The 25753-nt window shown below is 64.7% G+C and carries 22 protein-coding genes; 11 read left to right on the forward strand and 11 right to left on the reverse strand.

Annotated features, from left to right (window positions below; translation table 11 throughout):
* The first annotated feature begins 107 nt into the window (after nucleotides 1-107).
* The gene (gene nhaB, locus CRO75_RS11580; protein WP_097135379.1) at nucleotides 108-1610 is read left to right on the forward strand and encodes a sodium/proton antiporter NhaB; all 1503 of its coding nucleotides are present in this window, start codon (nucleotides 108-110) and stop codon (nucleotides 1608-1610) included.
* 126 nt (nucleotides 1611-1736) lie between these two features.
* Here the strand turns inward: nhaB and CRO75_RS11585 are convergent, their stop codons facing one another.
* The 3 genes from CRO75_RS11585 to gnd are packed head-to-tail and all read right to left on the reverse strand — an operon-like array spanning nucleotide 1737 to nucleotide 5085.
* Complete coding sequence (locus tag CRO75_RS11585) at nucleotides 1737-2558, reverse strand: HAD family hydrolase (protein ID WP_097135380.1); 822 nt, start codon at nucleotides 2556-2558, stop codon at nucleotides 1737-1739.
* Complete coding sequence (gene zwf / locus CRO75_RS11590) at nucleotides 2555-4075, reverse strand: glucose-6-phosphate dehydrogenase (protein ID WP_097135382.1); 1521 nt, start codon at nucleotides 4073-4075, stop codon at nucleotides 2555-2557. The genes CRO75_RS11585 and zwf overlap by 4 nt, the downstream gene beginning before the upstream one ends.
* A complete protein-coding gene (gnd, locus tag CRO75_RS11595; RefSeq protein WP_225970778.1) occupies nucleotides 4072-5085 on the reverse strand; it encodes a phosphogluconate dehydrogenase (NAD(+)-dependent, decarboxylating) in 1014 nt (337 codons plus the stop codon). Before gnd ends, zwf begins: the two co-directional genes overlap by 4 nt.
* Nucleotides 5086-5329: 244 nt before the next feature.
* Here gnd and CRO75_RS32995 point away from each other — a divergent pair, with 244 nt between their 5' ends.
* The 6 genes from CRO75_RS32995 to CRO75_RS11620 all read left to right on the forward strand — a co-directional run bounded on the left by CRO75_RS32995 (nucleotide 5330) and on the right by CRO75_RS11620 (nucleotide 12995).
* Complete coding sequence (locus CRO75_RS32995; protein WP_007922719.1) at nucleotides 5330-5503, forward strand: DUF6026 family protein; 174 nt, start codon at nucleotides 5330-5332, stop codon at nucleotides 5501-5503.
* Nucleotides 5504-5787: 284 nt separating this feature from the next.
* A complete protein-coding gene (locus tag CRO75_RS11600; protein WP_097135384.1) occupies nucleotides 5788-7530 on the forward strand; it encodes a phosphoethanolamine transferase CptA in 1743 nt (580 codons plus the stop codon).
* Between the two features lie 232 nt (nucleotides 7531-7762).
* Nucleotides 7763-10009 (forward strand): TonB-dependent siderophore receptor, encoded by a 2247-nt coding sequence (locus tag CRO75_RS11605; protein ID WP_097135385.1) that lies wholly within the window; start codon nucleotides 7763-7765, stop codon nucleotides 10007-10009.
* Nucleotides 10010-10194: 185 nt separating this feature from the next.
* Nucleotides 10195-10416 carry a hypothetical protein gene (locus CRO75_RS11610; protein WP_097135387.1) on the forward strand — a complete coding sequence of 74 codons (222 nt, stop codon included), beginning with the start codon at nucleotides 10195-10197 and terminating at the stop codon, nucleotides 10414-10416.
* A gap of 489 nt (nucleotides 10417-10905) precedes the next feature.
* The gene (locus tag CRO75_RS11615) at nucleotides 10906-11580 is read left to right on the forward strand and encodes a heavy metal response regulator transcription factor (RefSeq protein WP_097135389.1); all 675 of its coding nucleotides are present in this window, start codon (nucleotides 10906-10908) and stop codon (nucleotides 11578-11580) included.
* On the forward strand, nucleotides 11577-12995 hold the full coding sequence (locus tag CRO75_RS11620) for a heavy metal sensor histidine kinase (protein WP_097135391.1): 1419 nt from the start codon (nucleotides 11577-11579) through the stop codon (nucleotides 12993-12995). Before CRO75_RS11615 ends, CRO75_RS11620 begins: the two co-directional genes overlap by 4 nt.
* An 11-nt stretch (nucleotides 12996-13006) precedes the next feature.
* Here the strand turns inward: CRO75_RS11620 and chrA are convergent, their stop codons facing one another.
* The 6 genes from chrA to CRO75_RS11650 form a co-directional block, all read right to left on the reverse strand.
* Complete coding sequence (gene chrA / locus CRO75_RS11625; RefSeq protein WP_097135394.1) at nucleotides 13007-14209, reverse strand: chromate efflux transporter; 1203 nt, start codon at nucleotides 14207-14209, stop codon at nucleotides 13007-13009.
* Nucleotides 14210-14230: 21 nt separating this feature from the next.
* Nucleotides 14231-14722, reverse strand: coding sequence for a GNAT family N-acetyltransferase (locus tag CRO75_RS11630; protein WP_009043737.1), 492 nt, complete (start codon nucleotides 14720-14722; stop codon nucleotides 14231-14233).
* A 94-nt stretch (nucleotides 14723-14816) separates the two neighbouring features.
* Entirely contained in the window at nucleotides 14817-15422 is a 606-nt protein-coding gene (locus tag CRO75_RS11635; RefSeq protein ID WP_097135397.1) for a DinB family protein, read from the reverse strand.
* 32 nt (nucleotides 15423-15454) lie between these two features.
* Nucleotides 15455-16567, reverse strand: a complete 1113-nt coding sequence (zapE, locus tag CRO75_RS11640; RefSeq protein WP_097135399.1) for a cell division protein ZapE — start codon at nucleotides 16565-16567, stop codon at nucleotides 15455-15457.
* Between the two features lie 243 nt (nucleotides 16568-16810).
* Nucleotides 16811-17152, reverse strand: coding sequence for a nuclear transport factor 2 family protein (locus tag CRO75_RS11645; protein ID WP_009043734.1), 342 nt, complete (start codon nucleotides 17150-17152; stop codon nucleotides 16811-16813).
* Between the two features lie 54 nt (nucleotides 17153-17206).
* Nucleotides 17207-17923, reverse strand: coding sequence for a YafY family protein (locus CRO75_RS11650; RefSeq protein WP_062825795.1), 717 nt, complete (start codon nucleotides 17921-17923; stop codon nucleotides 17207-17209).
* A gap of 290 nt (nucleotides 17924-18213) precedes the next feature.
* Between CRO75_RS11650 and CRO75_RS11655 the strand changes: the two genes are divergently transcribed.
* Together CRO75_RS11655 and CRO75_RS11660 are read left to right on the forward strand one after the other, a co-directional pair.
* The gene (locus CRO75_RS11655; protein WP_009043732.1) at nucleotides 18214-19653 is read left to right on the forward strand and encodes a nucleobase:cation symporter-2 family protein; all 1440 of its coding nucleotides are present in this window, start codon (nucleotides 18214-18216) and stop codon (nucleotides 19651-19653) included.
* Nucleotides 19654-19882: 229 nt separating this feature from the next.
* Nucleotides 19883-20356, forward strand: a complete 474-nt coding sequence (locus tag CRO75_RS11660; protein ID WP_097135401.1) for an LEA type 2 family protein — start codon at nucleotides 19883-19885, stop codon at nucleotides 20354-20356.
* Nucleotides 20357-20729: 373 nt separating this feature from the next.
* On the opposite strand, the gene glsB is transcribed toward CRO75_RS11660, so the two are convergent.
* Nucleotides 20730-21638, reverse strand: coding sequence for a glutaminase B (gene glsB / locus CRO75_RS11665; protein ID WP_007928538.1), 909 nt, complete (start codon nucleotides 21636-21638; stop codon nucleotides 20730-20732).
* Nucleotides 21639-21863: 225 nt separating this feature from the next.
* Between glsB and CRO75_RS11670 the strand changes: the two genes are divergently transcribed.
* Nucleotides 21864-22751, forward strand: a complete 888-nt coding sequence (locus CRO75_RS11670; protein ID WP_097135403.1) for a LysR family transcriptional regulator — start codon at nucleotides 21864-21866, stop codon at nucleotides 22749-22751.
* Between the two features lie 140 nt (nucleotides 22752-22891).
* Nucleotides 22892-24145, forward strand: coding sequence for a ferredoxin reductase family protein (locus CRO75_RS11675; RefSeq protein WP_097135405.1), 1254 nt, complete (start codon nucleotides 22892-22894; stop codon nucleotides 24143-24145).
* Nucleotides 24146-24151: 6 nt separating this feature from the next.
* On the opposite strand, the gene CRO75_RS11680 is transcribed toward CRO75_RS11675, so the two are convergent.
* On the reverse strand, nucleotides 24152-25675 hold the full coding sequence (locus tag CRO75_RS11680) for an MFS transporter (RefSeq protein WP_097135407.1): 1524 nt from the start codon (nucleotides 25673-25675) through the stop codon (nucleotides 24152-24154).
* Between the last annotated feature and the right edge of the window lie 78 nt (nucleotides 25676-25753).

The raw sequence follows: 25753 nt of genomic DNA on the forward strand, positions 1-25753 counted from the left end.
TCCTACAAAAGCCCGGGTCAGTATTTGTGGCAAAAGATTTCAGAGTTTCTTGATCTTCACCGGTGCTTGCGGCAAGTTGCGCGCTTCTTCAATACAAGGAGCAGCCAATGTCCGGTTCACTGGCCCAGGCTTTCGCCCACAACTTTCTCGGCCATTCACCGCGCTGGTACAAAGCCAGCATCCTTGCCTTCCTGCTGCTCAACCCCTTGCTGCTGTTCACGCTCGGCCCGGTGGCGGCCGGCTGGATGCTGGTGGCCGAGTTCATCTTCGCCCTGGCCATGGCCCTCAAGTGCTACCCGTTGATGCCCGGCGGCCTGCTGGTGCTGGAAGCCGTGGCGCTGGGCATGACCACGCCCCAGGCGCTGTACGACGAACTGGTGCACAACTTCCCGGTAATCCTGCTGCTGATGTTCATGGTGGCCGGCATCTATTTCATGAAGGAGCTGCTGCTGTTCCTGTTCTCCCGGCTGTTGCTGGGGGTGCGCTCCAAGGCGCTGCTGGGCCTGCTGTTCTGCTTTCTTTCGGCCTTCCTCTCGGCGTTTCTCGATGCCCTGACGGTAACCGCGGTGATCATCAGCGCCGCGGTGGGCTTCTATTCGGTGTATCACCGGGTGGCGTCCGGCAACGACCCGCGCCAGGACAGCGAATTCAACGACGACCAGCACTTGCCGCAACTGCATCACCAGGACCTCGAACAATTCCGCGCCTTCCTGCGCAGCCTGCTGATGCATGGCGCGGTGGGCACCGCCCTGGGTGGTGTCTGCACCCTGGTGGGCGAGCCGCAGAACCTGCTGATCGGCCACGAAATGGGTTGGCACTTCGCCGACTTCTTCCTCAAGGTCGCCCCGGTGTCCCTGCCGGTGCTGGTGGCCGGGCTGGTGACCTGCGTGCTGCTGGAGAAACTGCGCTGGTTCGGCTACGGCACCCTGCTGCCGGACAACGTGCGCGCGGTGCTGGCCAACTACGCCGCCGAAGACAACGCCGAACGCACCGACCGGCAACGCGCGGCGCTGCTGGTACAGGGTGTGGCGGCGCTGATCCTGATTGCCGCGCTGGCCCTGCACATCGCCGAGGTCGGCCTGATCGGCCTGATGGTGATCGTGCTGATTACCGCGTTCACCGGCATCACCGACGAGCACCGCCTGGGCAGCGCGTTCAAGGATGCGATGCCGTTCACCGCCCTGCTGGTGGTGTTTTTCGCGGTGGTGGCGGTGATTCACGACCAGCAGCTGTTCACCCCGCTGATCCAGTGGGTGCTGGCGCTGCCGGCGAGCCAGCAGCCGGGCATGCTGTTTATCGCCAACGGGCTGTTGTCGGCCATCAGCGATAACGTGTTCGTCGCCACCATCTACATCACCGAAGTGAAACAGGCCTTCGCTTCCGGACTGATGAGCCGCGAACACTTCGAAACCCTGGCGGTGGCGATCAACACCGGCACCAACCTGCCGAGCGTGGCCACGCCCAACGGCCAGGCGGCGTTCCTGTTCCTGCTGACCTCGGCGATCGCGCCGCTGGTGCGCCTGTCGTATGGACGCATGGTGTGGATGGCGTTGCCCTACACCGTGGTGATGGGGGTGCTGGGCTGGTATGCGGTGAGTTACTGGCTGTAAGGATGTAGCCGCTGCTGTAGGCTGCGATCGACCCGCAGGGTCGCGGCGGTCTCCAGATCGCTGAAGGCCTTCGGCCTTATCGTCCGAACGCGGCCCGAGCCTGCGGCAGCGGCTACAGGTTTTGCATTAGCGCGGCAGGATGAATCGTTCGATCGCCTCGGCGGCGCCATCGGCGACATTGCTGCCCGTCACCAGGTCGGCCTGGCGTTTCACCGCCGCTTCGGCCTGGCCCATGGCAATCGACAACCCGGCCTGCTGGAACATCGCCGGGTCATTGCCGCCATCCCCCAGCGCCGCGGTGCGCGCAAGCGGCACCCCGAGAAACTCCGCCAGGGTAACCAGCGCCTGCCCCTTGTTGGCCTGCAGCGCCGTCACATCCAGGTACACCGGCTGCGAACGGGAGACCTGCGCCTGCCCACCGACCTGCTCCAGCAAACGCGCCTCCAGCTCCACCAACAGTTCAGTGTCGGCACTGGCGGCGACTATCTTGTCGATGCGCGGCAGGTAGTCCTCGAAGCTCTCCACCACCACCGGCGGATAACCCAGGCCATGCTGCTCGCGCGGCACCATTGGCCCGTGGGGATTGCGCAGCAGCCATTCACCGTCGGCAAACACCCAGATCTCCACTTCCGGCTGCGGCGACAGCAGCGCCAGGACAGTGTTGGCGACCGCTACCGGCACATGGTGACGCACCAGGAAACTGCCATCGGGATTGACGAGGGTGCCGCCATTGAACGCCGCGGTCGGCAGGTCGACGCCCAGGGCTTCGATCTGCTGCAACATGGCCCGCGGCGGCCGCCCGGTGGCGAGGCTGAAGAACACCCCGGCTTCGCGCAGCGCGCGCACCGCGGCAATGGTGCGCTGGCTCAGGCTGTGATCGGGCAGCAGCAAGGTGCCGTCCATGTCGCTGAGCAGGAACTGGATGGGATGCTGCCCCTCTCCCCTCATCCGAGGCTGTGCCATTCACGACCGTCGCGGGTCAGCAACTCGTCGCCGGCCGCCGGCCCGTCTTCACCGGCCCGGTAGATATGCACCTTGGCCTTTTCCTTCCAGGCATCGAGGAACGGCTGCACCGCGCGCCAGCCGTTTTCGATGTTGTCGGCGCGCTGGAACAGGGTCTGGTCGCCGGTCAGGCAATCGTAGATCAGCGTCTCGTAGCCGGTGGAAGGCTGCATCTCGAAGAAGTTCTTGTAGGCGAACCCCAGCTCGATATTGGCCATCTCCAGGGTCGGCCCGGGCTTTTTCGCCAGCAGGTCGAACCACATGCCTTCATTGGGCTGGATCTGGATGCGCAGATAGGTCGGCTGCAAGTGGTCGACCTCGGTATCGCGGAACTGCGCGTACGGCGCAGGCTTGAAGCAGATGGCGATCTCGGTGTCGCGCACGCTCATGCGCTTGCCGGTGCGCAGGTAGAACGGCACGCCGACCCAGCGCCAGTTGTCGATCATCACCTTGAGGGCGACGTAGGTTTCGGTGTTGCTGTCCGGGGCCACGTTGGCCTCTTCGCGGTAGCCGGCCACCGGCTTGCCGCCCGCCTTGCCCGCCACGTACTGGCCACGCACCGAGTTGGCCAGCGCATCTTCGGTGCTCCAGGGACGAATCGCCCCCACCACCTTGGCCTTTTCGCCGCGCACCGCGTCGGCGCCGAAGGCCGCCGGCGGTTCCATGGCGACCATCGCCAGCAGCTGGAACAGGTGATTGGGCACCATGTCGCGCAGGGCGCCGGTGTTTTCATAAAAGCTGCCACGGGTTTCCACCCCGACGGTTTCCGCCGCGGTGATCTGCACGTGGTCGATGTAATGGTTGTTCCAGAAAGCCTCGAACAGGCTGTTGGAGAAACGGCTGACCAGAATGTTCTGCACCGTCTCCTTGCCCAGGTAATGGTCGATCCGGTAGATCTGCTTCTCGCTCATCACCTTGAGCAGGCATTCGTTCAGCGCTTGCGCGGTGTGCAGGTCGGAGCCGAACGGCTTCTCCACCACCACCCGGCGAAACGCGTTGTCCCCTTCGACCAGCAACCCCGACGCACCCAGGCGCTGCACCACTTCACTGAAGAAGCGCGGTGCGGTGGCCAGGTAGAACACCGCATTGCCGGTGCCGCTGGCGGCGATTTTCGCCGCCAGCGCGTCGTAGGTGCTGTCGTCCAGGAAGTCGCCCTGGACATAGCTGATGCCATTGGCCAGCTTGGCCCAGAGCGCCGGGTCCAGCGCTTGCGCGCCGTTGCCGACCTTGCCGGCAGCCTCGGTGCGAATGAAGTCTTCGAGCTTCTTGGCGAAATCCACATCGCTGATCGCGTTGTGATCGACGCCGACAATCTTCAACCCCTCATCCAGCAAGCCGTCACGGTTGAGGTTGTACAGCGCCGGCATCAGCAGGCGCTTGACCAGGTCGCCATGGGCGCCGAACAGAAACAGTGTGGTGGGTGGAGCGGGTTGAGCCTTGGACTTCTTTCGCGAGGAGGTCATTTTTTCGGAGTCTCCACGTGGCCGCCGAAACCGAAGCGCATGGCCGACAGCATCTTGTCGCCATAGGTGCTCTGCTGGCGGGAGCGGAAACGAGCGAACAGCGAGCTCGACAGCACCGGGACCGGCACCGCCTGCTCGATGGCGGCTTCGATGGTCCAGCGACCTTCGCCGCTGTCGGCCACTTCGCCGGAGAAACCGTCGAGTTGCGGATCGGTGGCCAGGGCGTCGGCGGTCAGGTCCAGCAACCAGGACGAGACCACGCTGCCACGGCGCCAGACTTCGGCGATATCGGCGACATTGAGGTCGAAGCGCTGGTCTTGCGGCAGGCTTGGCGAGGCTTTGGTCTTGAGGATGTCGAAGCCTTCGGCGAAGGCCTGCATCATGCCGTACTCGATGCCGTTGTGGATCATCTTGACGAAGTGCCCGGCACCGGCAGGGCCGGCGTGGATGTAACCGCGCTCGGCGCGATCGTCTTCAGCCACCCGGTCCTTGGTCCGCGGGATGTCGCCCATGCCCGGTGCCAGCGCATCGAACAACGGGTCCAGGCGGCGCACCACCTCGGCGTCGCCGCCGATCATCATGCAGTAGCCGCGCTCCAGGCCCCAGACGCCGCCGGAGGTGCCGACGTCGATGTAGTTCAGGCCTTTTTCTGCCAGCGCCTGGGCGCGACGGATGTCGTCCTTATAGTAGGTGTTGCCGCCATCGATGATCACGTCGCCCGGTTCGAGCAACTGGCTGAGGGTTTCGATGGTGTCTTCGGTGGGCGCGCCAGCCGGCAGCATGACCCAGACCGCGCGCGGCTTTTCCAGGCCGGCGACCAGGGCCGGCAGGTCGGCGACGCCCTTGGCGCCTTCGCCACTCAGGGTGCTGACAAAAGCGCTGTTACGGTCATAGACCACGGTTTCATGCCCATTGAGCATCAGGCGCCGCGCAATGTTTCCGCCCATGCGGCCCAGTCCGATAATCCCCAGTTGCATGTGCTGATGCTCCTTACTACTAAATTGTGTCAAAAGGTTATAGCCCAACGAGGCTCGTGAGGGTTAGTCCAGAGCATCCGGACTAAGTTTCCAAAGCAGTGTTTCCCAAGCGGTGAGTGGATAACGACGCGAATCGCTTCGAAGGCACAACGACCACTGAAAATAAAAAAGTTCCCTTTGCCGGCAAAAGAAATCAAAATTGCCGCCGATAGTGTTTCAGGCCCCGGAATTCGAGCGGCCGGACCACAGTTGATGCACGCCATTTGCGAGGTGAGCAATGGGCACAGTACTACCGGCACGACCTGCACAAACCCTCTACGTCACTATCCGTCGTGACGAGTTGCGCGAACTGAAGAACGAGCGCGACCAGTTGAAGCAAGAGCTGGCGCAACTGCGCCTGGCATTGCAGAACCAGGGTCAGGTGGCTGCCGTCACCCAGCTACACGCCTGAGAATCCGAGGAACCCGCCCGCCGTGGCCGGTCCTTGCAACAGGTTATTAATGAAGCCGGCCGAGTCCTCGATGGATCGCCGGCTTCTTTTTGCCCGTCGCTTTTTACCCTGCCCGCCTCCTGGCGACGGCATTATCTGACACGCAGGTACCAACTCACAAAGTTTTCACACCTGCTTATGGATACTCCGGCGCAATATTGCCGCCCCCACGGGTGCGGCGCGCGTTCGCCGAGGTGGTCGAAGCTTTCCGGCGAATGTCATGTTCAATGCAGCTGGAGCGCTCGATGGCAGTGTTTAAACGCGACAAGACGTCCGCGAAGGGGTTTGACTGGGCGGGCCTGGCCTGGCTCTTCCTGTTCTTCTGGTACTTCTCCGGCATCACCCAGTTACTGATCCAACTGACCGACACCTCTGGGTTCGCCGGTTTCCGCCAGGCCTTCATCATGAGCGCGATCTGGCTGGCGCCGATGCTGCTGTTCCCGGCCCGCACCCGAGCGATGGCCGCCGTCATCGGCATCGTGCTCTGGGCCTGTTCCATGGCCAGCCTGGGTTACTTCTTCATTTACCAGCAGGAGTTCTCCCAGAGCGTCATCTTCATCATGTTCGAGTCGAACCCCTCCGAAGCCGGTGAGTACCTGACCCAGTACTTCGCCTGGTGGATGGTGCTGGCGTTCCTCGCCCATACCGCCTTCGCCCTCTTCCTCTGGACCCGCCTGCGCCCGGTCTACCTGCCGCGCGGTCGCGCGCTGGTGGCGGCCATGGCCATCCTGATCGCCGTCATCGGCTACCCGCTGATCAAGCAGACCGCGCGCACCGGCAGCTTCGCCGGCGGCCTGGAGAAATTCGAGACGCGCATCGAGCCCGCGGTGCCGTGGCAGATGGTGGTGGCCTACCGGCGCTACCGCGAGCAGCTGGAAAACATGCAGGGCATGCTCGACAACGTGAGCAAGATCCCGCCGCTGCACAACCTCAAGGACAGCATGGCCAACCAGCCTTCGACCCTGGTCCTGGTGATCGGCGAGTCGACCAACCGCCAACGCATGAGCCTCTACGGCTACCCGCGCCAGACCACGCCGGAGCTGGACAAGCTCAAGGACCAGCTGGCGATCTTCGACAACGTCATCACCCCGCGCCCCTACACCATCGAAGCCTTGCAGCAGGTGCTGACCTTCGCCGACGAAGAAAACCCCGACCTGTACCTCAAGACCCCGTCCCTGGTCAGCGTGATGAAGCAGGCCGGCTACAAGACCTACTGGATCACCAACCAGCAGACCATGACCAAGCGCAACACCATGCTCACCACCTTCTCCGAGCAGGCGGACGAGCAGGTCTACCTGAACAACAACCGCAACCAGAACGCCCGCCAGTACGACGGCGACGTGCTGGAGCCGTTCTCCAAGGCCCTGGCCGACGGCGCGCCGCGCAAGTTCATCGTGGTCCACTTGCTGGGCACCCACATGAGCTACCAGTACCGCTACCCGCCGAGCTACGACAAGTTCACCGACCGCACTGGCGTGCCGGCCGGCGTGCGTGACGACCAGGTGCCGACCTACAACAGCTACGACAATGCCGTGCTGTACAACGACTTCGTGGTTTCGAGCCTGATCAAGGACTACGCCAAGACCGACCCCAACGGCTTCCTGCTGTACCTGTCGGACCACGGCGAAGACGTGTTCGATTCCGCCGGCCACAACACCCTGGGCCGCAACGAAGGCAAGCCGACCGCGCCGATGTACACCATTCCGTTCATCGCCTGGGCTTCGCCGAAGTGGAAGCAGGACCATGACTGGAACTTCGCCGGCGACCTCGGCCGCCCCTACAGCAGCTCGCACCTGATCCATACCTGGGCCGACATGGCCGGGCTGAGTTCCGACGAACTGGACCGCAGCAAGAGCCTGGTCAGCGACAGCTTCAAGCCGCGCCCGCTGCTGATCGGCAACCCTTATGAACGCAACGAGAAAGCCCTGATCGACTTCAGCCTGATGAAGCCCAAGGCACCGCCACCCACCGCGGTAGTACAGAAATAAGTCGTGCAGAAATAAGTCGTACAAAAATAAGTTGTGCAGAAATAAGCGATGCCAGAATAAGCCTTTTCCTACGGGGCTCACGCAGCCCCGTAATACCGGCCCTCAATGCCCCTTCATGGGGCATTTTTGCATCCAGAAGATAATAATTATTCTCGTTTAAGCTAAATACCCTTCCGCCTTTTCGTCTCAGTGCAAACGGATTTTTTCCCTCGACGACAAGGAGACGGCAGCGATGCTCGCGCCATTCACCCGTTCCATGACTTTGACATTCGGCCTGTGCGGCGCGGTTCTGAGCCCCGAGCTGCTGGCCGAAAGCGAACCCGCCCGGGACCCCGACCGCGGCGCCAGGACCCTGGAGCTCGATGCCACCAGCGTTACCGCCCAGGGCCTGGGCGCCACCACGGAAAATACCGGGTCCTACACCACCGGCAGCATGAGCACCGCCACGCGCCTGAACCTGTCGATCAAGGAAACCCCGCAATCGGTGTCGGTGGTGACCCGCCAGCAGATGGACGATTTCAAACTCGACACCTTGTCCGAGGTGCTGGGGCAAACCACCGGGGTGGTGGTCCAGCACCTGGACTCCGACCGGGTGAGCTATTCCTCCCGCGGCTACTCCATCAACAACTTCCAGATCGATGGCATGCTCAATACCTTCAACCGCATGAAGTCCGATGCGGACACCATCATCTACGACCGCATCGAGGTGGTCCGCGGCGCCACCGGCCTGACCACCGGCGCCGGCGACCCTTCGGCCACCGTCAACATGGTGCGCAAGCGGCCGACCCACGAGTGGGCGGCCAAGGCCGGTGTCAGCGGCGGCAGCTACGACAACGACTACAGCTACGTCGACGTCGGCGGCCCCCTGGGGTTCGACGGTCGCCTGCGCGGGCGCACGGTGCTGGCCTATCGCGACAGCCAGTGGTTTCGCGACCACTACCAGCTGCAGCGGGAAGTCGGCTACGGCATTCTCGAGGCCGACCTGAGCGACAGCACCACCCTGGCGGTGGGCTACGACTATCAGGACAAACAGGTCCAGGGCACCTCCTGGGGCACCGTGCCCTACTGGAACGCCGCGGGCGGCAAGGCCAACCTGCCGCGCTCCACCAACATGGCGGCGCACTGGAGCTCCTGGCCGCTCAGGGACAAGACCGCCTTCGCCACCCTCGATCAGCGCCTGGGCCACGACTGGCACCTGAAAGCCGCCTACACCCACCGCGACAGCGACAGCGACGGCAAGGTCTATTACGGCGGCGCCGGTTTTCCGGAGGCCGACCGCTCGGGCATGACCGCCTGGACCAGCCATATGATCGGCACGCAGAAAATGCGCGTGTACGACTTCAACCTGGCCGGTCCCTACAACCTGATGGGCCGCGAACATGAACTGATGCTGGGCTACGGCGAGGCCGAGCGCCGCGAGTCGTCGCCACACACCGTCGACGGCCCGACGCCGCCGGGCTACACCAGCATCGCCGATTGGAAATACATGGGCGGCATCGCCAAGTTTCCCGACACCGTGACCAACCTGCCCGGTTCCGGCGACAGCACCCGGCAAAAGGCCGGCTACCTGGCCACCCGCCTGAGCCTGAGCGACGACCTGCATGCGGTGCTCGGCAGCCGTTACGGCAGTTGGAGCGCCCATAGCCGCTCCCGCAGCTACGACGCCAACAACCAGTTGACCAGCCTCGAGGACACCCGCCAGCAGCACAACGACATGTGGACGCCCTACGCCGGCCTGCTGTACGACCTCACCCCGCAATACACGGTGTATGTCAGCTACACCGACATCTTCAAGCCCCAGACCGAGCGCGACGCCAGCCGCAAATACCTTGAGCCGATAATCGGCAGTAACTACGAGCTGGGGCTCAAGGGCAGCCTGCTGGAGGAGCGCCTGAACCTGGCCACCGCGGTGTTCTGGAGCAAGCAGGACAACGTCGCCGAACTGGACAGCTCGGTGCCGCCGGACCCGGTCACCGGCGAGGAGTTCTACAAGTCGGGCGGCAAAGGCGGCAAGGTGCAAGGGTTCGAGGCCGAGGTCTCGGGCGAAATCCTCATGGGCTGGAACCTCACCGCCGGCTACACCTACACCCACGCCCTGGACGGTGAAAAGCAGCGCGCCAACGGCGGCGAACCGATGAACATGCTGCGCCTGTCGACGGCCTATCGCCTGCCGGGCCAGTGGCGGGCGCTGACCGTCGGCGGCAGCCTGAACTGGCAAAGCGAGATCTACGGCAGCAGCCGGCGGCCGGTGGGGCGCGACGGCAACGGGCGTATCGTCACCGAAAACACCCGCATCCATCAGCAGGCCTACAGCGTGGCCGGGCTGATGTCGCGCTACGAGTTCGACCCGCACCTGTCGGCCTCGCTCAACGTCACCAACCTGTTCGACAAGAAGTACTACGAACGGGTCGGCTTCTATAACGGTGTCTACTGGGGCGAACCGCGCACCCTGACCCTGAGCCTGGACTGGAAGCTGTAACCCGCCCTTCTTCCTACACGGCTCATATCTGTAGACCGTCAGCGCCTCTCATTCGGGATGACAGCATTGTCATCCCGCCTTCAGCGTCCTGTTAACCCCTAGTTAATAAGATCACGCCAGACTTCCCTCACTGCTTCGTGACAGGGACGCAACGGATACCGATCACCGTCAATGGGACACCGCATATGAAAGCCTCCACACTCCTGCTCGCCGGTCTGATGATTGCCAGCTCGGGTGCAGCGTTCGCCGAAGGCGGCGCTGAACGCATGAAACACTACTGGGACAACTTCCCCATCAGCCAGCAGATACCCCGCACCGATAACGAACAGGCGTCCTCCGAGAACGGAAAAAAACCCCAGGCACCCGCCGAGGACCCGACCCGCGCCAGCGCGCAACCGGACACCTGAAACACCCCGAGCTCTACTCCTCTCTGGCGATCATGCTCCCTTGCCAGAGAGGATCTTCCGGCGCCCTTTCACGGGCGCCTTTTTTATTGCCTTCGATATCAGCGACATGACCATGGGCTATCAACTTTCTGACGTCAAAATGACAATTACGCCATCTAAGCAACCGTCATTGCCCGCTGTATTAATATAAGTTTCCAGCAAACTTCGACATATATTGAAACAGTAAATAACACATGACCGGTTTGAATCACTTCATTTGGCTGACTGTTGGACCAGCCAGCTAACCGGCTGTCGAAAACAGGCACAAGCCATTGATATCAGGCACTTTAAATCTTGACCCTAAAGCCACTTCAGGCTTGAGCATTCCCCCGACCCAAACGGCTGAGGCTATTTATCAGCCGCAACTTCGCGGGTTTTATGGCTGGTCCAACAACAACTTCATATCCAGCGCCATTGAAATCGTATTAATGATCAAGAGGTCACTTTTCCATGCGCATTCTGGTTGTCGAAGACGAGCGTAAAACTGCCGATTATCTGCATCAGGGCCTGACCGAAAGCGGTTATGTAGTCGACCGCGCCGCCACCGGTGTCGACGGGCTTTACCTGATCGAACAGCAAAACTACGAACTGGTGATTCTGGACGTCAATCTGCCGGAAAAGGACGGCTGGCAGGTGCTGGAAGACATGCGCAAGGACAGCAACGCCCGGGTGATGATGCTCTCGGCGCGCGGGCGCCTGGCCGACAAGGTCAAGGGGCTGGACCTGGGGGCCGACGATTACCTGGTCAAGCCGTTCGAGTTTCCCGAGCTGCTGGCGCGGGTGCGCACCCTGCTGCGGCGCAGCGAGAACCTGCCGGCGAGCGACACCCTGCGGGTCGCCGACCTGGAGCTCGACCCACGCCGGCACCGGGCCTATCGCGGCTCGCGGCGCATCGACCTGACCACCAAGGAGTTCACCCTGTTGCAGGTGCTGATGCGCCAATCGGGCGAGGTGCTGACCCGTACCCAGATCATCTCCCTGGTCTGGGACATGAACTTCGACTGCGACACCAATGTGGTGGAGGTCTCCATCAGCCGCCTGCGGGCGAAGGTCGACGATGCCAGCGAGATCAAGTTGATCCACACCATCCGTGGCGTCGGTTATGTCCTGGAAGTGCGCCAATGAAAGCCGCGCAACGCACCGCCAGCAGCCTGTCCATGCGCCTGGGCCTGACCGTCAGCCTGATGGGTGCCGGCCTGGTGCTGCTGCTCGCGACCCTGGCCTACCTGGCCCTCAGCCACGAATTGGGCAGCCTGGCGCGGGAAAGCCTGGACAGCAAACTCGAACAGATCCGCCACACCCTGACCAGCGACCTGAAGACCGGCGATATCGCCGCCCGCCCGCATTCGCTGCTGGACCTGGTGATGGGCCACGACAACCTGCACCTGAGCATTTTCGCCGCCGATCCCCAGGCCGAAGCGCTGCTGAACATCGGCAACCGCAACCTGGGCCCGCTGCCCGAAGCCCTGACCCGGCCGGAAAGCCCGGTATTCCTCGACTGGCTCGACAGCGCCGGCAACCGGCTGCTCAGCACCTCCAGCCTGGTCAGCCTGCGCAATGGCGAACAGGTGCGGGTGGTGCTGTCCCTGGACCGGGCCAACGACCAGGCGCTGCTCAGCGCCTACCTGCGCTCCACGGTGATCGCCCTGCCCCTGCTGCTGATGCTGATCGGCATCGGCGCCTGGTGGGTGGTGCAGCGTGGCCTGGCGCCGTTGCAGCAATTCAGCCGGGTGGCCGCCAAGGTCACCACCCAGGACCTGACCCACCGGCTGTCGCCGGACAACCTGCCAAGGGAGCTGGCCGAGCTGGCCCACAGCATCAATTTCATGCTGCACCGGCTCGACGGCGGCGTGCAGCAGCTCTCGCAATTCTCCGACGACCTGGCCCACGAGCTGCGCTCGCCCATCACCAACCTGATGGGCAAGGCCCAGGTCACCCTGTCCCGGGAGCGCCCGCCCCACGAGTACAAGGCGGTGCTGGAGTCGAGCACCGAAGAGCTGGAACGCCTGACCCGGATCGTCAGCGACATGCTGTTCCTCGCCCAGGTCAGCCACCCGGCCTCCCAGGTGGCGTTCGAAGCAATATCCCTGGGCGATGAAGCGCGGCGGGTCATGGAACTGTTCGCCCTGAGCGCCGAGGAAAAACACCTGGGCATCAGCCTGTCCGGCGATGGCCTGGTGTACGGCGACCGCCTGATGATCCAGCGGGCGATCTCCAACCTGCTGTCCAATGCCATCCGCCACAGCCCGCGGGCGTCGAGTATTTCGATCCTGGTGGAGGAGCATGAATCGAGTGTGTCGCTGTCGGTGGGCAACCCCGGCGCCGGTATCCCGGAGCAGCACCTGGCGCATTTGTTCGAGCGTTTCTATCGGGTCGACAGCAGCCGCTCGCGCGCCGAAGGCGGTACGGGATTGGGCTTGGCGATCGTGCGCTCGATCATGAACCTGCATCAGGGCCGGACCGAGGTCAGCAGCGTGCCGGGCAGCTTCACCCTGTTCCGCCTGGTGTTTGCCCGGCTCAATCACCCGCCGCGCACCTGACGACGCTGGCCTCAGGCCTCCAGCAGCAGGCCGACGGCGCCACCGGCGAGCACCACCAGCCAGGGCGGCAGCTTCCAGCGCATCAGCGCGGCCAGGGCCAGCAGGGCCAACCCCAGGTCCAGCGGCTTGAGGATGCTGCTGGTCCATAGCGGGTCGTACAGCGCCGCCGCCAACAGGCCGACCACCGCCGCATTGACGCCGGCCAGCGCGGCCTGGACCCGGCCCAGGTGGCGCAGGTTCTGCCAGAACGGCAGGACGCCAACGATCAGCAGCATGGCCGGCAGGAAAATCATCGTCAGGCACAGCAGCGCGCCGCGCCAGCCGTCGATGGCCGCGCCGAGAAAAGCCGAAAAAGAGAACAAAGGCCCCGGCACCGCCTGGGCGGCGGCATAACCGGCGAGAAACAGATCGTTGCTCAGCAGGCCCGGTGCGACCACCTCGCTCTGCAGCAACGGCAGCACCACATGGCCGCCGCCGAACACCAGGGCACCGGCGCGATAAAAACCATCGGCCAGCAGCAGCGACAGGCTGGGCCAGAGCCCGGCCAGCAGTGGCAAGCCCGCCAGTAACAGGGCAAAGAGCACCAGGGCCAGATAGCCCGTGCGCTTGCCGACCGCGATCGCCAGCCCGTCCTCGCGGTTGTCGAAAGTCGGCTGGAGCAGGCCCGCGCCGACCACCCCTGCCAGCAACATCACGCAGACCTGGCCAAGGGTGGTCGGCCAGAGCAGCACACTGATCACCGAGACAAGCGTGATCAGCATGCGCAGCGGCCCGCGGCACAAGGCTCGGGCCATGCCCCACAGGGCCTGGGCCACCACCGCCACCGCGACGATCTTCAGGCCATGCACCAGCCCGCCGGGCAACCCTGTGCCGCTACCGCTCAGGCCCATGGCCAGGGCAATCAGGATCAGCGCCGAAGGCAAGGTAAAGCCCAGCCAGGCGCCCAGCGCGCCGGCCAGCCCCGCCCGCGACCAGCCCAGGGCAAAGCCCACCTGGCTGCTGGCCGGCCCCGGGAGGAACTGGCACAGGGCGATCAGTTCGGCATAGGCCGCCTCGCTCAGCCAGGCGCGGCGCTGGACGAATTCGGTGCGGAAATACCCCAGGTGCGCCACCGGCCCGCCGAAGGAACTCAGGCCCAGCCGCAGGAACACCAGGAACACCGTCCAGGCACTGTCACGGCGGGTCACGGGGGCATCCAGGGGAGATGAGTTCATCGGGCGGCGGGCTCCAGGGGCTTACAGGGTTTTGTTCCAGAACAGCATCCGGCCATGGCTCGGGTCGAGCCTGGCGTCGTCGAAGCCGAACTTGCGGTAGGACGCCTGGGCCACCGCGTTGCCCTCCAGCACTTCCAGGGTGATCTTGCAGCAGCCGCGCTGGCGGGCGATCTCCTCGACCTTGTGCAGCATCTTCTGGCTCAGGCCCAGGCCGCGGAATTTATCGATCACCGACACATCGTGCACATTGACCAGCGGCCGGCCGGCAAAGGTGGAAAAGCCCTCGAAGCAATTCACCAGGCCGGCCGGTTCGCCACCGACAAAGGCCAGCACACTGAACGCGTGGGGGCGCTTGGCCAGTTCGCCGGGCAATTGCCGCAACAGATCGGCGTCCAATGGCTGGCCGCCGCCCATCGGGTCCTGGGCATAGTGGTTGAGCACCAGGGCGATCGCCTCGGCGTGTACCGGGTTGGTGTAGCTGGCCTGGAGTACCAATACGTCTGCAACGTCCATGTTTGTCCTCAACAGTTATTGATCCGGGCGGGTCCCCGGGAGAGCGATTGTAAACATCGGCACATGACCAAACGAACGGCTAGCGCGTCAAGCGCTACCGTTCTTTTTCCTCGACCACCTCCGCGCCCCAGATCTGTGCTTCGCTCCAGCCCAGCTCGGCAAAGTCCTCGGCGCGCAGGGCCGCCTCGCCCGCGCAGAAGAACTCGTCCAGCTGCGGCGGCGCCACCCGGGTGCCGCTGAGCATGGCGTGCACCTGGCCACGGTGATGCAACTGGTGCTCGAACAGGTGCGAGAGCATGCGCAGCCGGGTATCGCGCTGCGGTTTCTCCCGGGCAATGGTGACGATGCGCGCAAGGTCCACGTCCCGTTGCTGTTCGCAGTAGGCGATCAGCCGGCGGTCCACCAGCGCCTGCTCGCGCCGCAGGTCGGCGGCCTGGTCGAAAGGTTCTTCGTCATCGAAAAACACATAACAGTCAGGCCGTGGCAGCTCGCCGCGCAGCTCCCGCTCCAGCGCGTCGACGTAGAACCAGTCGCAGGTAAGGATGTGGTTGAGGGTGGCTTTCAGCCTGGGGAAGAAGCTCACCCGCGGCGCTGCCAGCTCGCTCGGAGTGAGTATTTCCCAGGCCTTGCCCAGGCGGTGATTGGCCCAGGCGTTCTGGTAAGCCATGGTCAGCAGATGATGGGACAGGGGCTGGTTCACGGTCAGTTCTCCCTTGTAATGATCAGGCGTGCTCAGCCGAAACGCTGCAGCTGCATCTCCTTCAGACGACTGAGGGTACGGCGGAATGGAAACTCCAGGTAGCCCTCGGTGTACAACGCCTCCATCGGCACCCGCGCTTCGAGGTAGAGCGGCACCTTGCGGTCGTAGCACTCGTCCACCAGGGCGATGAAACGCCGCACGCTGTCATCGTGCACCGACAGCTGCGGCAGCTCGCGATCGCCCGCCACCACCCGCTCGGCGCCGTCCTCGGTGCCCCGGGCAATCCGCCCCGGGCGCTGTTGCGCGCTGAGCTCGGGTACGTCGCTGAGCAGGATCGCGCTGAAGCGGTCGCACAGGGCCATGAAATCCATGGCGGCGAACGGCTGCTCGCACAGGTCGGCGAAACGGCACCAGAGCACCCGCTCGCTGGCCTTGATCACCCGGACCTCGCGATAGCCCACCGACAATACCGCGCTGGACACCGCCTGCCCCGCCGCCAGTTGTTCGAACGCCGGGCCCAGGGCGCTGGGCTGGCCGGCCGGGGTGACCCAATAACGCTGGGTGGCCGCCCCCGGGTGCAGGCGATGGTCCTGGGCGCCGTCCACCGCTACCACCTGCATATGCGCCTCGATCGCGGCGATCGCCGGCAGGAAACGCTCGCGGTTGAAGCCGTCGGCATACAGCTGTCGCGGCGGCTGGTTGGAGGTGCAGACCATCACCACGCCCTGCTCGAACATCACCTGGAACAGGCGCCCGAGAATGATCGCGTCGCCGATGTCGTTGACGAACAGTTCGTCGAAACACAGCACCCGCACCTCTTCGCTCAGCTCGCGGGCCAGGGCCTGCAGCGGGTCGGCGGTGCCGGTCAGCTGGAACGAGCGCTGATGGACCCAGCCCATGAAATGGTGGAAGTGCTGACGCCGCGCCGGCACCTCGAGGCTTTGATAGAACTGGTCCATCAGCCAGGTCTTGCCCCGCCCCACGGGGCCCCACAGATAGACCCCGGTGATCGAGCGTCGCCCTTCATGCAGGGCGACATGGCACTGCTGCAGGGCCAGCATCGCCCGCTCCTGGGCCTCGTCGGCGACAAAACCGCGCTCCTGAAGGGCGTACTGATAGGCGCTGAGGGGGGAATCGAAAGGCATGGGGTCCACGCATCCGCAAAGGGGCCGCGCAGTATGCCATGCCTCATCTTGCCACCGCTGCGGCTACAGGAAACACGGCGCCTGTGTAGCCGCTGCCGAGCAGCGCGAGGCTGCGATCGGCAACCCCGTTGCCGTAATCCGGGCCGCGCGTTCTACCTGATACACCGCGTGCCCAGGTTTTGCGGCAACTGCGTTGCCGATCGCAGGCTGCGCCAGCGGCTACAGCGAGCGCGGGCGCGACGGCTACAACGAGATATCCAGCCGGGCGATCTTGCCCTGCTCGTCGAGCCGGAATACGTAGCGCAGTTCCAACGGGCTGCCGGGAAAGCTGCCGGAGATCAGGTTGTCCACCAGCACCTTGCCAGTGCGCTGCTGGACCTTGAGCACCTCGAGCCGGGGCTGGTAACGGCGGGCGGTGTCTTCCATCCATTGGGCGATGGCCCGGGTGCCGGCCTGGTGCTGGCCCTCATCGAACACCTGGGCGTCTTCGGCGAAGAAACTGGCGACCGCCGAACTGTCCCGACCATTGGTGGCCGCGAGGTAGGCGGCGATGGCCGGTGCGAGAGAAGTGGCTGTGCTGGACATGGTGCTGCGGCTCCTTGTTTATCGTTGCTGGAGCCATGCTAAAACGCCGTCGCGTCAATTCTTGTCAGGAGTGAAACGCCCGGCATCGTCCAGTTGCATGCGCTGGCGCCAGGTGCGCAACAGGTCGCTGCGCCGTCCCGGATAACGCTGGCCCTGCTCGCTCGCGGCGGCGATGCGGTCGGTGCGAAAGGTGCGGAAATCATCGCGCAGCTCACACCAGGCGACGATCACCCGCGCCTCGTTCATAAAGCCCAGGGCCAGCGGCCAGATCAGGCGCTGGCTCGGTGTCTTGTTCACATCGGCGTAATCGATGTGCAGCTTGGCCTGCTCGCGGATCGCCTGGCGAAACACGTTCAGTGGCACCACGTTTTCCGGGTAGCGATACGCCGGCGGGCCGGGCAGCACGGTTGGGTTGTGCAAGGCTTCCTGGGCCGCCGGCGCCAGCACTGCGGCGATCTTTGCCAGGGCATCGGCGGCGGCCTTGCCGAGGACTTCGTCGCCACGCTGGTCGACATAGCGCAGGCCAAGGACGATGGCCTCGGTCTCGTCGGCGTTGAGCATCAGCGGCGGCAGGAACAGGCCGCTGCGCAGCACATAGCCAATCCCGGCCTCGCCATGGATCGGCGCGCCCAGCGCCGTCAGCTCGGCGATGTCGCGGTACAGGGTGCGCTCGGACACCGCAAGCTCCGCCGCCAGCGCCGCGGCGGTCACCGGGCAGCGCTTGCCGCGCAGCACCTGCAACAGAGTCAACAAACGCGTGGTACGCGACACGGCATCAGGCTCGACAGGGAAAGATCGGCGCAGCTTAGCAGAGCCCCCTGTCAGGATCTGTCAGTAGTAAACCCCGTAGCCGCTGCCGCAGGCTGCGGCTACAGGGACCGGTGTGTCTGGGGGATTGTGCGGCTGGCCCTTCTGGCCCGGGCACCTTTCTGGCATCCTGCGCCTCCATTTTTCTGACCGGGTCCGCAGATTTTGCCTTACGTCCTCCGACAGCCCGCGTCGCGCCCCTTTTCTCCACGTGTTTCATGCCCTATCGACACGTCATTGGCAGGCTTTTTCCCATGACCGCACCTGATCGCTCCACGCCGCGCTACAAGTCCGACCTGATCTATGGCCTGGAGGACCGCCCGCATTTCAGCGCGGCGATCTTCGCCGCGCTGCAACATGTACTGGCGAGTTTTGTCGGCATCATTTCCCCGACCCTGATCTTCGGCGGCGTGCTGGGCTTGCAGAACGAAACGCCCTACCTGATCAGCATGGCGCTGTTCGTCTCGGGCCTGGGTACCTTCGTCCAGGCCCGGCGCCTGGGACCAATCGGCTCCGGGCTGCTGTGCGTGCAGGGCACCAGCTTTTCCTTTATCAGCGTGCTGCTCAGCGCCGGCCTGATGGTCAAGGGCCGTGGCGGTAGCAATGAGGACATCCTCTCGACCATCTTCGGCATCTGCTTCTGCGCGGCCTTTATCGAGATGTTCCTCAGCCAGTTCATCGGCAAGCTGCGCAAGCTGATCACCCCGGTGGTGACCGGCACCATCATCACCCTGATGGGCCTGTCGCTGATCAAGGTGGCGGTCACCGACATGGCCGGCGGCTTCGGCGCGCCGGACCTGGGCGCCGCCAGCAACCTGGGCCTGGCCGCCCTGGTGCTGCTGACCATTGTCGTGCTCAACCGCTTCAGTCACCCGATGCTGCGCCTGGGCTCGATCGTCATCGGCCTGACCCTGGGCTTCGTGGTCGCCTGGCTGCTGGGCCGGGTCGATATGGCGGCGATGCCGGACGTGCCGATGGTCAGCGTGCCGGTGCCGTTCAAGTACGGTTTCTCCTTCGACCTGATCGCCTTCATTCCGCTGGCGGTGATCTTCCTGATCTCGCCCCTGGAAGCGGCCGGCGACCTGACCGCCAACTCGATGATTTCCCAGCAGCCGGTCAAGGGCCCGCTGTACATCAAGCGCATCAAGTCCGGGCTGCTGGCCGACGGTTTCAACTCGATGGTGGCGGCGGTGTTCAATAGCCTGCCAATGGTCACCTTCGCCCAGAACAACGGGGTGATTCAGCTGACCGGCGTGGCCAGCCGCTACGTGGCGTACTTCATCGCCGGCCTGCTGGTGCTGCTGGGGCTGTTCCCGGTGATCGGCGCGGTGCTGCAACTGATGCCCAAGCCGGTGCTGGGCGGCGCGACCCTGATCATGTTCGGCACCGTGGCCGTGGCCGGGATCAAGATCCTCGCCGAGGCCGGGCTGCATCGACGCAACGTGCTGATCGTGGCGATCTCCCTGGGCATGGGCCTGGGCGTGGCGGCGGTACCGGAAGTCCTGCGCGAACTGCCCAAGGCGTTGCACAACATCTTCGAATCGCCGATCACCGTGGGCGCGATGTGCGCGATCCTGCTGAACATCTTCCTGCCGGAAGAGTTCATCGAGCTGGAAGAAGACGAGTTCGACCCGGAAGCGGCGACCCTCAAGGTCATGCAGGACCCGGATGTGAGCGCCAAGGCCAACGCCTGAGCGACCGTGTCCCTCCTGTAGGAGCAGCCGGTCGACGCTCGATTGCTCGCGATGGCGTCGGTAGCGACACCATCAGACGCCCGGCCTCAAGCACATTGCCAGGCCTGCCGGCCTTATCGCCGGCAAGCCTGGCGCCTACAGAAGAGGGAGCCCCAAACATCCCACGTTTGTGGCGGCGGCCTGGTCGCGTTAGATTCGCTACTGCCTCCTTTCTTGCAGAGAGCTTCCAATGCGCAGATTCCTCGGCCTCACCCTTTCCTTGCTGTTGCTCAGCCTGAGCGCCTGCGCCCTGTTTCCCCAGCGCGATCAGTTGCACATCAATGTGGTCGGTATCGAACCCCTGCCCAGCCAGGACCTGGAAGTGCGCTTCGCGGTCAAGCTGCGCCTGCAAAACCCCAACGAAACCGCGATCAACTACAACGGCGTGGCCCTGGACCTGGAGGTCAACGGCCGGCCGCTGGCCTCCGGGGTCAGCAACCAGAGCGGCAGCATCGGGCGTTTCTCCGAAGGCGTGCTGGTGGTGCCGGTCAGCGTCTCGGCCTTCGCCGTGCTGCGCCAGACCCTGGGCCTGAGCCAGACGCAAAGCCTCGACGACCTGCCCTACGTGCTGCGCGGCAAGCTCGCCGGCGGCCCGTTCGGCACGATGCGTTTCGTCGAAAAAGGCCAGCTGAGCCTGCCCAAGACCGCCAACTTCACCTGGTAATCGCACGCGTAGCGCTCGCAAATAGCTTATCCAGGCAAATCGCGGACTCAGGCTTTGCGGTTGCTGTGTCGGAATGCCGCCCAAACCGAGCGCAGCCTCGCAGGCTCGGCAGCGGCTACACAGACACCGCAGCCCTGTAGCCGCTGGCGCAGCCTGCGATCGGCGGCGCAGCCGTCGCCAAGCCTGCCAACGCGTTTATCCAGACAGACCGCGGACTCAGGCTTTGCGGTCGCTACGTCGCAATGCCGCCCAAACCGAGCGCAGCCTCGCAAGCTCGGCAGCGGCTACACAGACACCGCGCCCCTGTAGCCGCTGGCGCAGCCTGCGATCGGGTGCGCAGCACCCGCAACCGGCCGCCCTTGTCCCGCCACCCCTAGAACACCGACCAACCGATGCGCTGGCTCAGCAATTCCAACGCTGCCATGCCCACCAGGGAATTGCCCGCCGCGTTCAATTCCGGCGACCACACGCACACCGTGAATTGCCCCGGCACCACCGCGACGATGCCGCCGCCCACGCCGCTCTTGCCCGGCAGGCCGACGCGGTAGGCGAAATTGCCGGCTTCGTCGTACAGGCCGCTGGTGGCCATGATCGAGTTGACCTGCTGGGTCTGGCGCGCCGTGAGGATCTGCTCGCCGCTGTGCTTGCAGAAGCCGTCGTTGGCCAGGAAGCAGAAGGCCCGCGCCAGATCGACGCAACTCATGCGCAGCGCGCAGTGGCTGAAGTAGCTGCGCAGCACCGCCTCGACGTCGTTGTGGAAGTTGCCGAAGGACTGCATCAGGTAGGCCATCGCCGCATTGCGCGCGCGGTGCTGGTACTCCGAATCGGCGACGCGGCCGTCCACCAGCACCTGCATGTTGCCGGACAGGCGCCGCACGAAATCGCGCATGGACAGCGCCGGCGCGGCGAAACGCGACTGGTTGATATCGCAGATCACCAGCGCCCCGGCGTTGATGAACGGGTTGCGCGGACGGCCACGCTCGAACTCCAGCTGCACCAGGGAATTGAAAGGCTGTCCGGAAGGCTCATGCCCCAGGCGCTGCCAGATCGCCTCGCCGGAATGGCCGATGGCCTGCACCAGGCTGAACACCTTGGAAATGCTCTGCACCGAGAACGGCGTATCGGCATCGCCGGCGCTGAACACCTGGCCATCGTTGCCATACACGGCAATCCCCAGCTGGTTGGCCGGCACGTCGGCCAGCGCCGGAATGTAGCTGGCCACTTTGCCCTGGCCAATCAAGGGACGGACCTCGTCGAGGATCTCGTTCAACAACGCTTGCATGTTCAGACTCGCACTTCGTGCCTCGCACCGCCGCGAAGCTACCGCTGCTAGACGCACGCCGCCGGGTCGAGAACACAGTTGTCGTGGCCATCCCTGGCACACCCCCTCCCAACACCCACCCTGCGGGAGAAAAACCGCCGATGAAAATCGCCCGCGGACCGCGCATTTTTGATCGGGCAGAGCCGCAGCTGATAGGCTTTCCACTACATTCGACAGGGAGCGCTCATGGATCTCAACGCCGCCAGGATGTTTGTCAGCGTGGTCCAATGCGGCAGCATTTCGTCCGCCGCCAACCTGCTGCAACTACCGCTGGCCACCATCCGCCGGGGCATTCGTGAACTGGAACGCAGCCTCAACGTGCAACTGCTGGAACGCTCCACCCGCGGCACTCGGCTGACCGCCGCCGGCAGCCAGCTCTATGAACACGCCAGCCGCGGTATCGAAGCCCTGGCCGAGGGCGAACAGGCTGTCAGAAATGATCGAATGCACTTGCAGGGCCGCCTGAGTGTGTCGGTGCCGGCGGCATTCGAGAGCTGGTGGAAGCTGCTGGCCGAGTTCCAGCGGCGCCATCCCGAGGTCCAGGTCGCGGTCTATACCAGTGAGCGGGAAAGCGACCTGGCGCAAGACGGCATCGACGTCGCCTTGCGCGCCGGGCCGCTGTTCGACGAGGAGCGCCCGGCGCGCCTGCTCGGCAGCTACCGGCATATGCTGGTCGCCAGCCCGCTGCTGCTGGAGCGCCTCGGCACCCCGCAAACCCCCGCCGACCTTCGCGGATTCCCCTGTGCCGTCTGGTCGCGCCAGGCCGATGCTCGGGAACAATGGCAACTGGGCGACCAGTCCTACAGCCCCGACCCGCTGTTCGCCGCCAACGATTACCTGCACCTGCGCCAGCTGGCGCTGACCGCCAAGGTGGTTACCGAGCTGCCGGCCTTTCTCGCCGCCGAAGCCGTGCGCGACGGTCGCCTGCAAGCCCTGCTGCCGCGCCTGCCGATGCCGGAACAACAGCTGCACCTGCTGTATCCGAACCAGCGCCCGCCCTCGAACATCGTCCGCGCCTACCTGGATTTCGCCCAGGCCTGGCTGGTGGAAAACCCCTTGCCCGACCCGCACTGAGCAGGCGCTGATGCAGATCAGCTCAGGACTGCCGCTTCGCCAGTAAAATGCGCCCTCACCTGGCTGCGCCCTGACCCGCCCGCAGCCCGCGACCCATCCTATGCGCCGACACTGGCGCCATCTTTCTGGAGGTGTCCCCCTTGAGAACCTGGTACTCGGTGGTCGGCGTCCTGCTGATCACCACCCTCACCGTGCTGCTGGAAATCCCCAGCGATACCTGGCTGACCTCCGCTACCCTGAGCCTGGTCCTCGGCGCCACGGCGCTGGCCTATATGGCCCTGTCCTGCCTGCTGGCCAGCCGCTGGCGCTGGGTCGAGCGGCTGTTCGGCGGCCTCGACCGGGTCTATGAAAGCCACAAGTGGCTGGGCATCTGGGCGCTGGTTTTCGCCAGCTATCACCTGGTGTTCAAGGCCAACCTGGATCTCTGGCAAAGCGTGCCGATCATCGAGCTGTCCAAGTACTGGACGCGCATGGTGCGCCAACTGAGCTACGTCGCCCTCGGCCTGATCGTGCTGCTGGCGCTGAACCGCAACATTCCCTACGGCCAGTGGCGCTGGTGGCACAAGCTGTCCGGGCCGCTGTTCGTGATCGTCATCCTGCACTGGCTGAGCTTCAAGTCGCCGATTGCCCTGGATAACCCCTCGGGTATCTGGCTCACCGCGCTCTGCGGCCTGGGCCTGCTTGGCGCCCTGTACAAGTTGCTGCTCTATCCGTTGCTGGCCAAGGCCGGCGAATACCGGGTCAGCGCGGTGACCCTGGAGAAAAACTCCCTGCACCTGGAACTGACTCCGCTGCACCGCGGTTTCGCCTTCAAGGCCGGGCAGTTCGCCTTTCTCGCCATGCGTGAAAAAGGCCTGCGCGAACCGCACCCCTTCACCATCGCCAGCGCCCACGCCAGCGACGGGCGCATCGAGTTCGTGATCCGCGCCCTGGGCGACTACACCCAGAAGCTGCGCCAGCAGGTCAAGGTCGGCATGCTCGCCGACCTCTACGCGCCCTATGGCCGCTTCAAGCGCCGGCTCGATGCCGGCCGGGAAATCTGGATCGGCGGTGGCGTGGGCATCTCACCCTTTATCTCGTGGCTGCAGGATGCAGCCGCCGGGCGCTTCGACCAGGCGACCCTGGTGTACTGCTGCAACCCGTCACGGGCCTTCCCCAGCCTCGAAACCCTGCAGGGCCTGGCCGAGCAGCGCGGGGTGGCTTTCATCGGCCACACCGACGGCGCCGACCGCCTGGGCGAAACCCTGCAACGGCTGGCCAGCGAAACCGATCCGCAACAGATCCAGATCAGTTTCTGCGGGCCCAAGGGTTTGCTCGCGCGGGTCAAGGCATTGATGCGCGAATACGCGATTCCCGAGCGCAACCTGCACTACGAGTTCTTCGAGTTTCGTTGAACGCCCTCAAGTCCGGCGCGGCTCATGCAGCATCAGCCGCACCACCAGCGCCGCGACCAGGGTGATGGCGATCAGCGCATACAGCAGCCAGGTAAAGGCCTTGGCATAGAGCCCGAGCAGCAGCTCCCGGCCCAGCTCGGGCAACAAGGCCGCGCTGGCCTGCAGGTTGCCGCTGGCCAGTTGCTGCGCGGCCAGCGACAGCTGCGGATGTTCCGGCAGCGCCGCGGCCATGGACAGTTGCAGCAAGCCGGCCAGCAGGGCCACCACCAGGGCCAGGGCAATGCCCTCGCCCGCCACCCGGGTGGTGCTGAAGATGCCGGTGGCCATCCCCGCCCGTTCCTTGGGCACCACACTGACCGACAGTCCGTCCATCAAGCCCCAGGGCAAACCGGCACCGAAGCCGATCAACAGCATGGGCAAGACATTGGCCGCCGGTGCCTGCCCCGGGGCGATCCGGCTGAGCAGATAGAGCCCGAGCGCGGCAATCACCAGGCCGACGCTGGACAGAGTCCCGGCACCGAACCAGCGGGTCAGCCACGCGGCCAGCAACGGCACCACCACCATCGGCGCGGACAGGGCGATCATCATCAAGCCGGCATCGATCTCGCTGTAGCCTTCCACGCCGATAAAGCGGATCGGCAGCAGGATCAGCAACACCACGAAGCAATAGCAGGTGGCGATCGGCAGCAGCTGCACGCCGACAAAGCGCGGGTAACGAAACAGCGACAGGTCGAGCATCGGCCGCTTGACCCGCAGCTCCATCACGATAAACAGCAGCAACGCCAACAGCGCCACCAGCAGCAGACCCCAGACCAGCGGGCTGCCCCAGCCGCTTTGCGGCGCCTGCAAAATGCCCCAGGTCAGCGCCACCAGCGCCGCGGTGAAACTCAAGGTGCCGGGCCAGTCGACCCCCGCCGCGTCCGGGTCGCGGGACTCAGGCATGCGCGGCACGCCGAACAGCAGCGACAGGCCGCCGATCAAGGTCCCGGAGACGAAGATCGAGCGCCAGCCGTAGGCTTCGATCAGCACCCCGGCGAGGATCGGCCCGAATGCCAGGCCGACGCCGAAGGTAGTGCCCAGCAGGCTGAAGGCGCGAGTCCGCGCCGGGCCCTCGAACGCCTGGGCCAATGCAGCCGAGCCGCCCGCCAGCGCCGCCGCACCGGCCAGCCCCTGCACCGCCCGCAACAGGTCGAGCCACAGCACCGAAGGCGCAAAAGCCAGGGCCAGCGAGGTCAGGGCGAACAGGCCGACACCGAGGCTGAACACGCGCTTGCGCCCGTACTCGTCGGCCAGGGTGCCGGCAGCCATCAGCGCGCTGCCGAAACTCAGCATGAAGGCATTGGTGATCCAGCTCAGGGCCAGGGGGCCGCCGCCCAGCTCGCGGCCGATGGCCGGGGTCGCCACGGCCACGCCGACGAAGGTCAGCGGCAGGATCAGCGCCGCCAGGCACACCGCGGCCAGCACGGCGTAGGAAGAACCGCCGGCGACAGTGTGATCTAAGGCAGCAGGCACATCGGTTGGCGAATTCATCGGTACCTCAGGGGGAACGTTAGGGTGCGATCAATGGTAGATTCGCCGCAATCGCCCACAAACAGGGCTAAAGTCCGT

The sequence above is a fragment of the Pseudomonas sp. LAMO17WK12:I10 genome (assembly GCF_900215185.1).
GTDB classification, from domain to species: Bacteria; Pseudomonadota; Gammaproteobacteria; order Pseudomonadales; family Pseudomonadaceae; genus Aquipseudomonas; species Aquipseudomonas chlororaphis.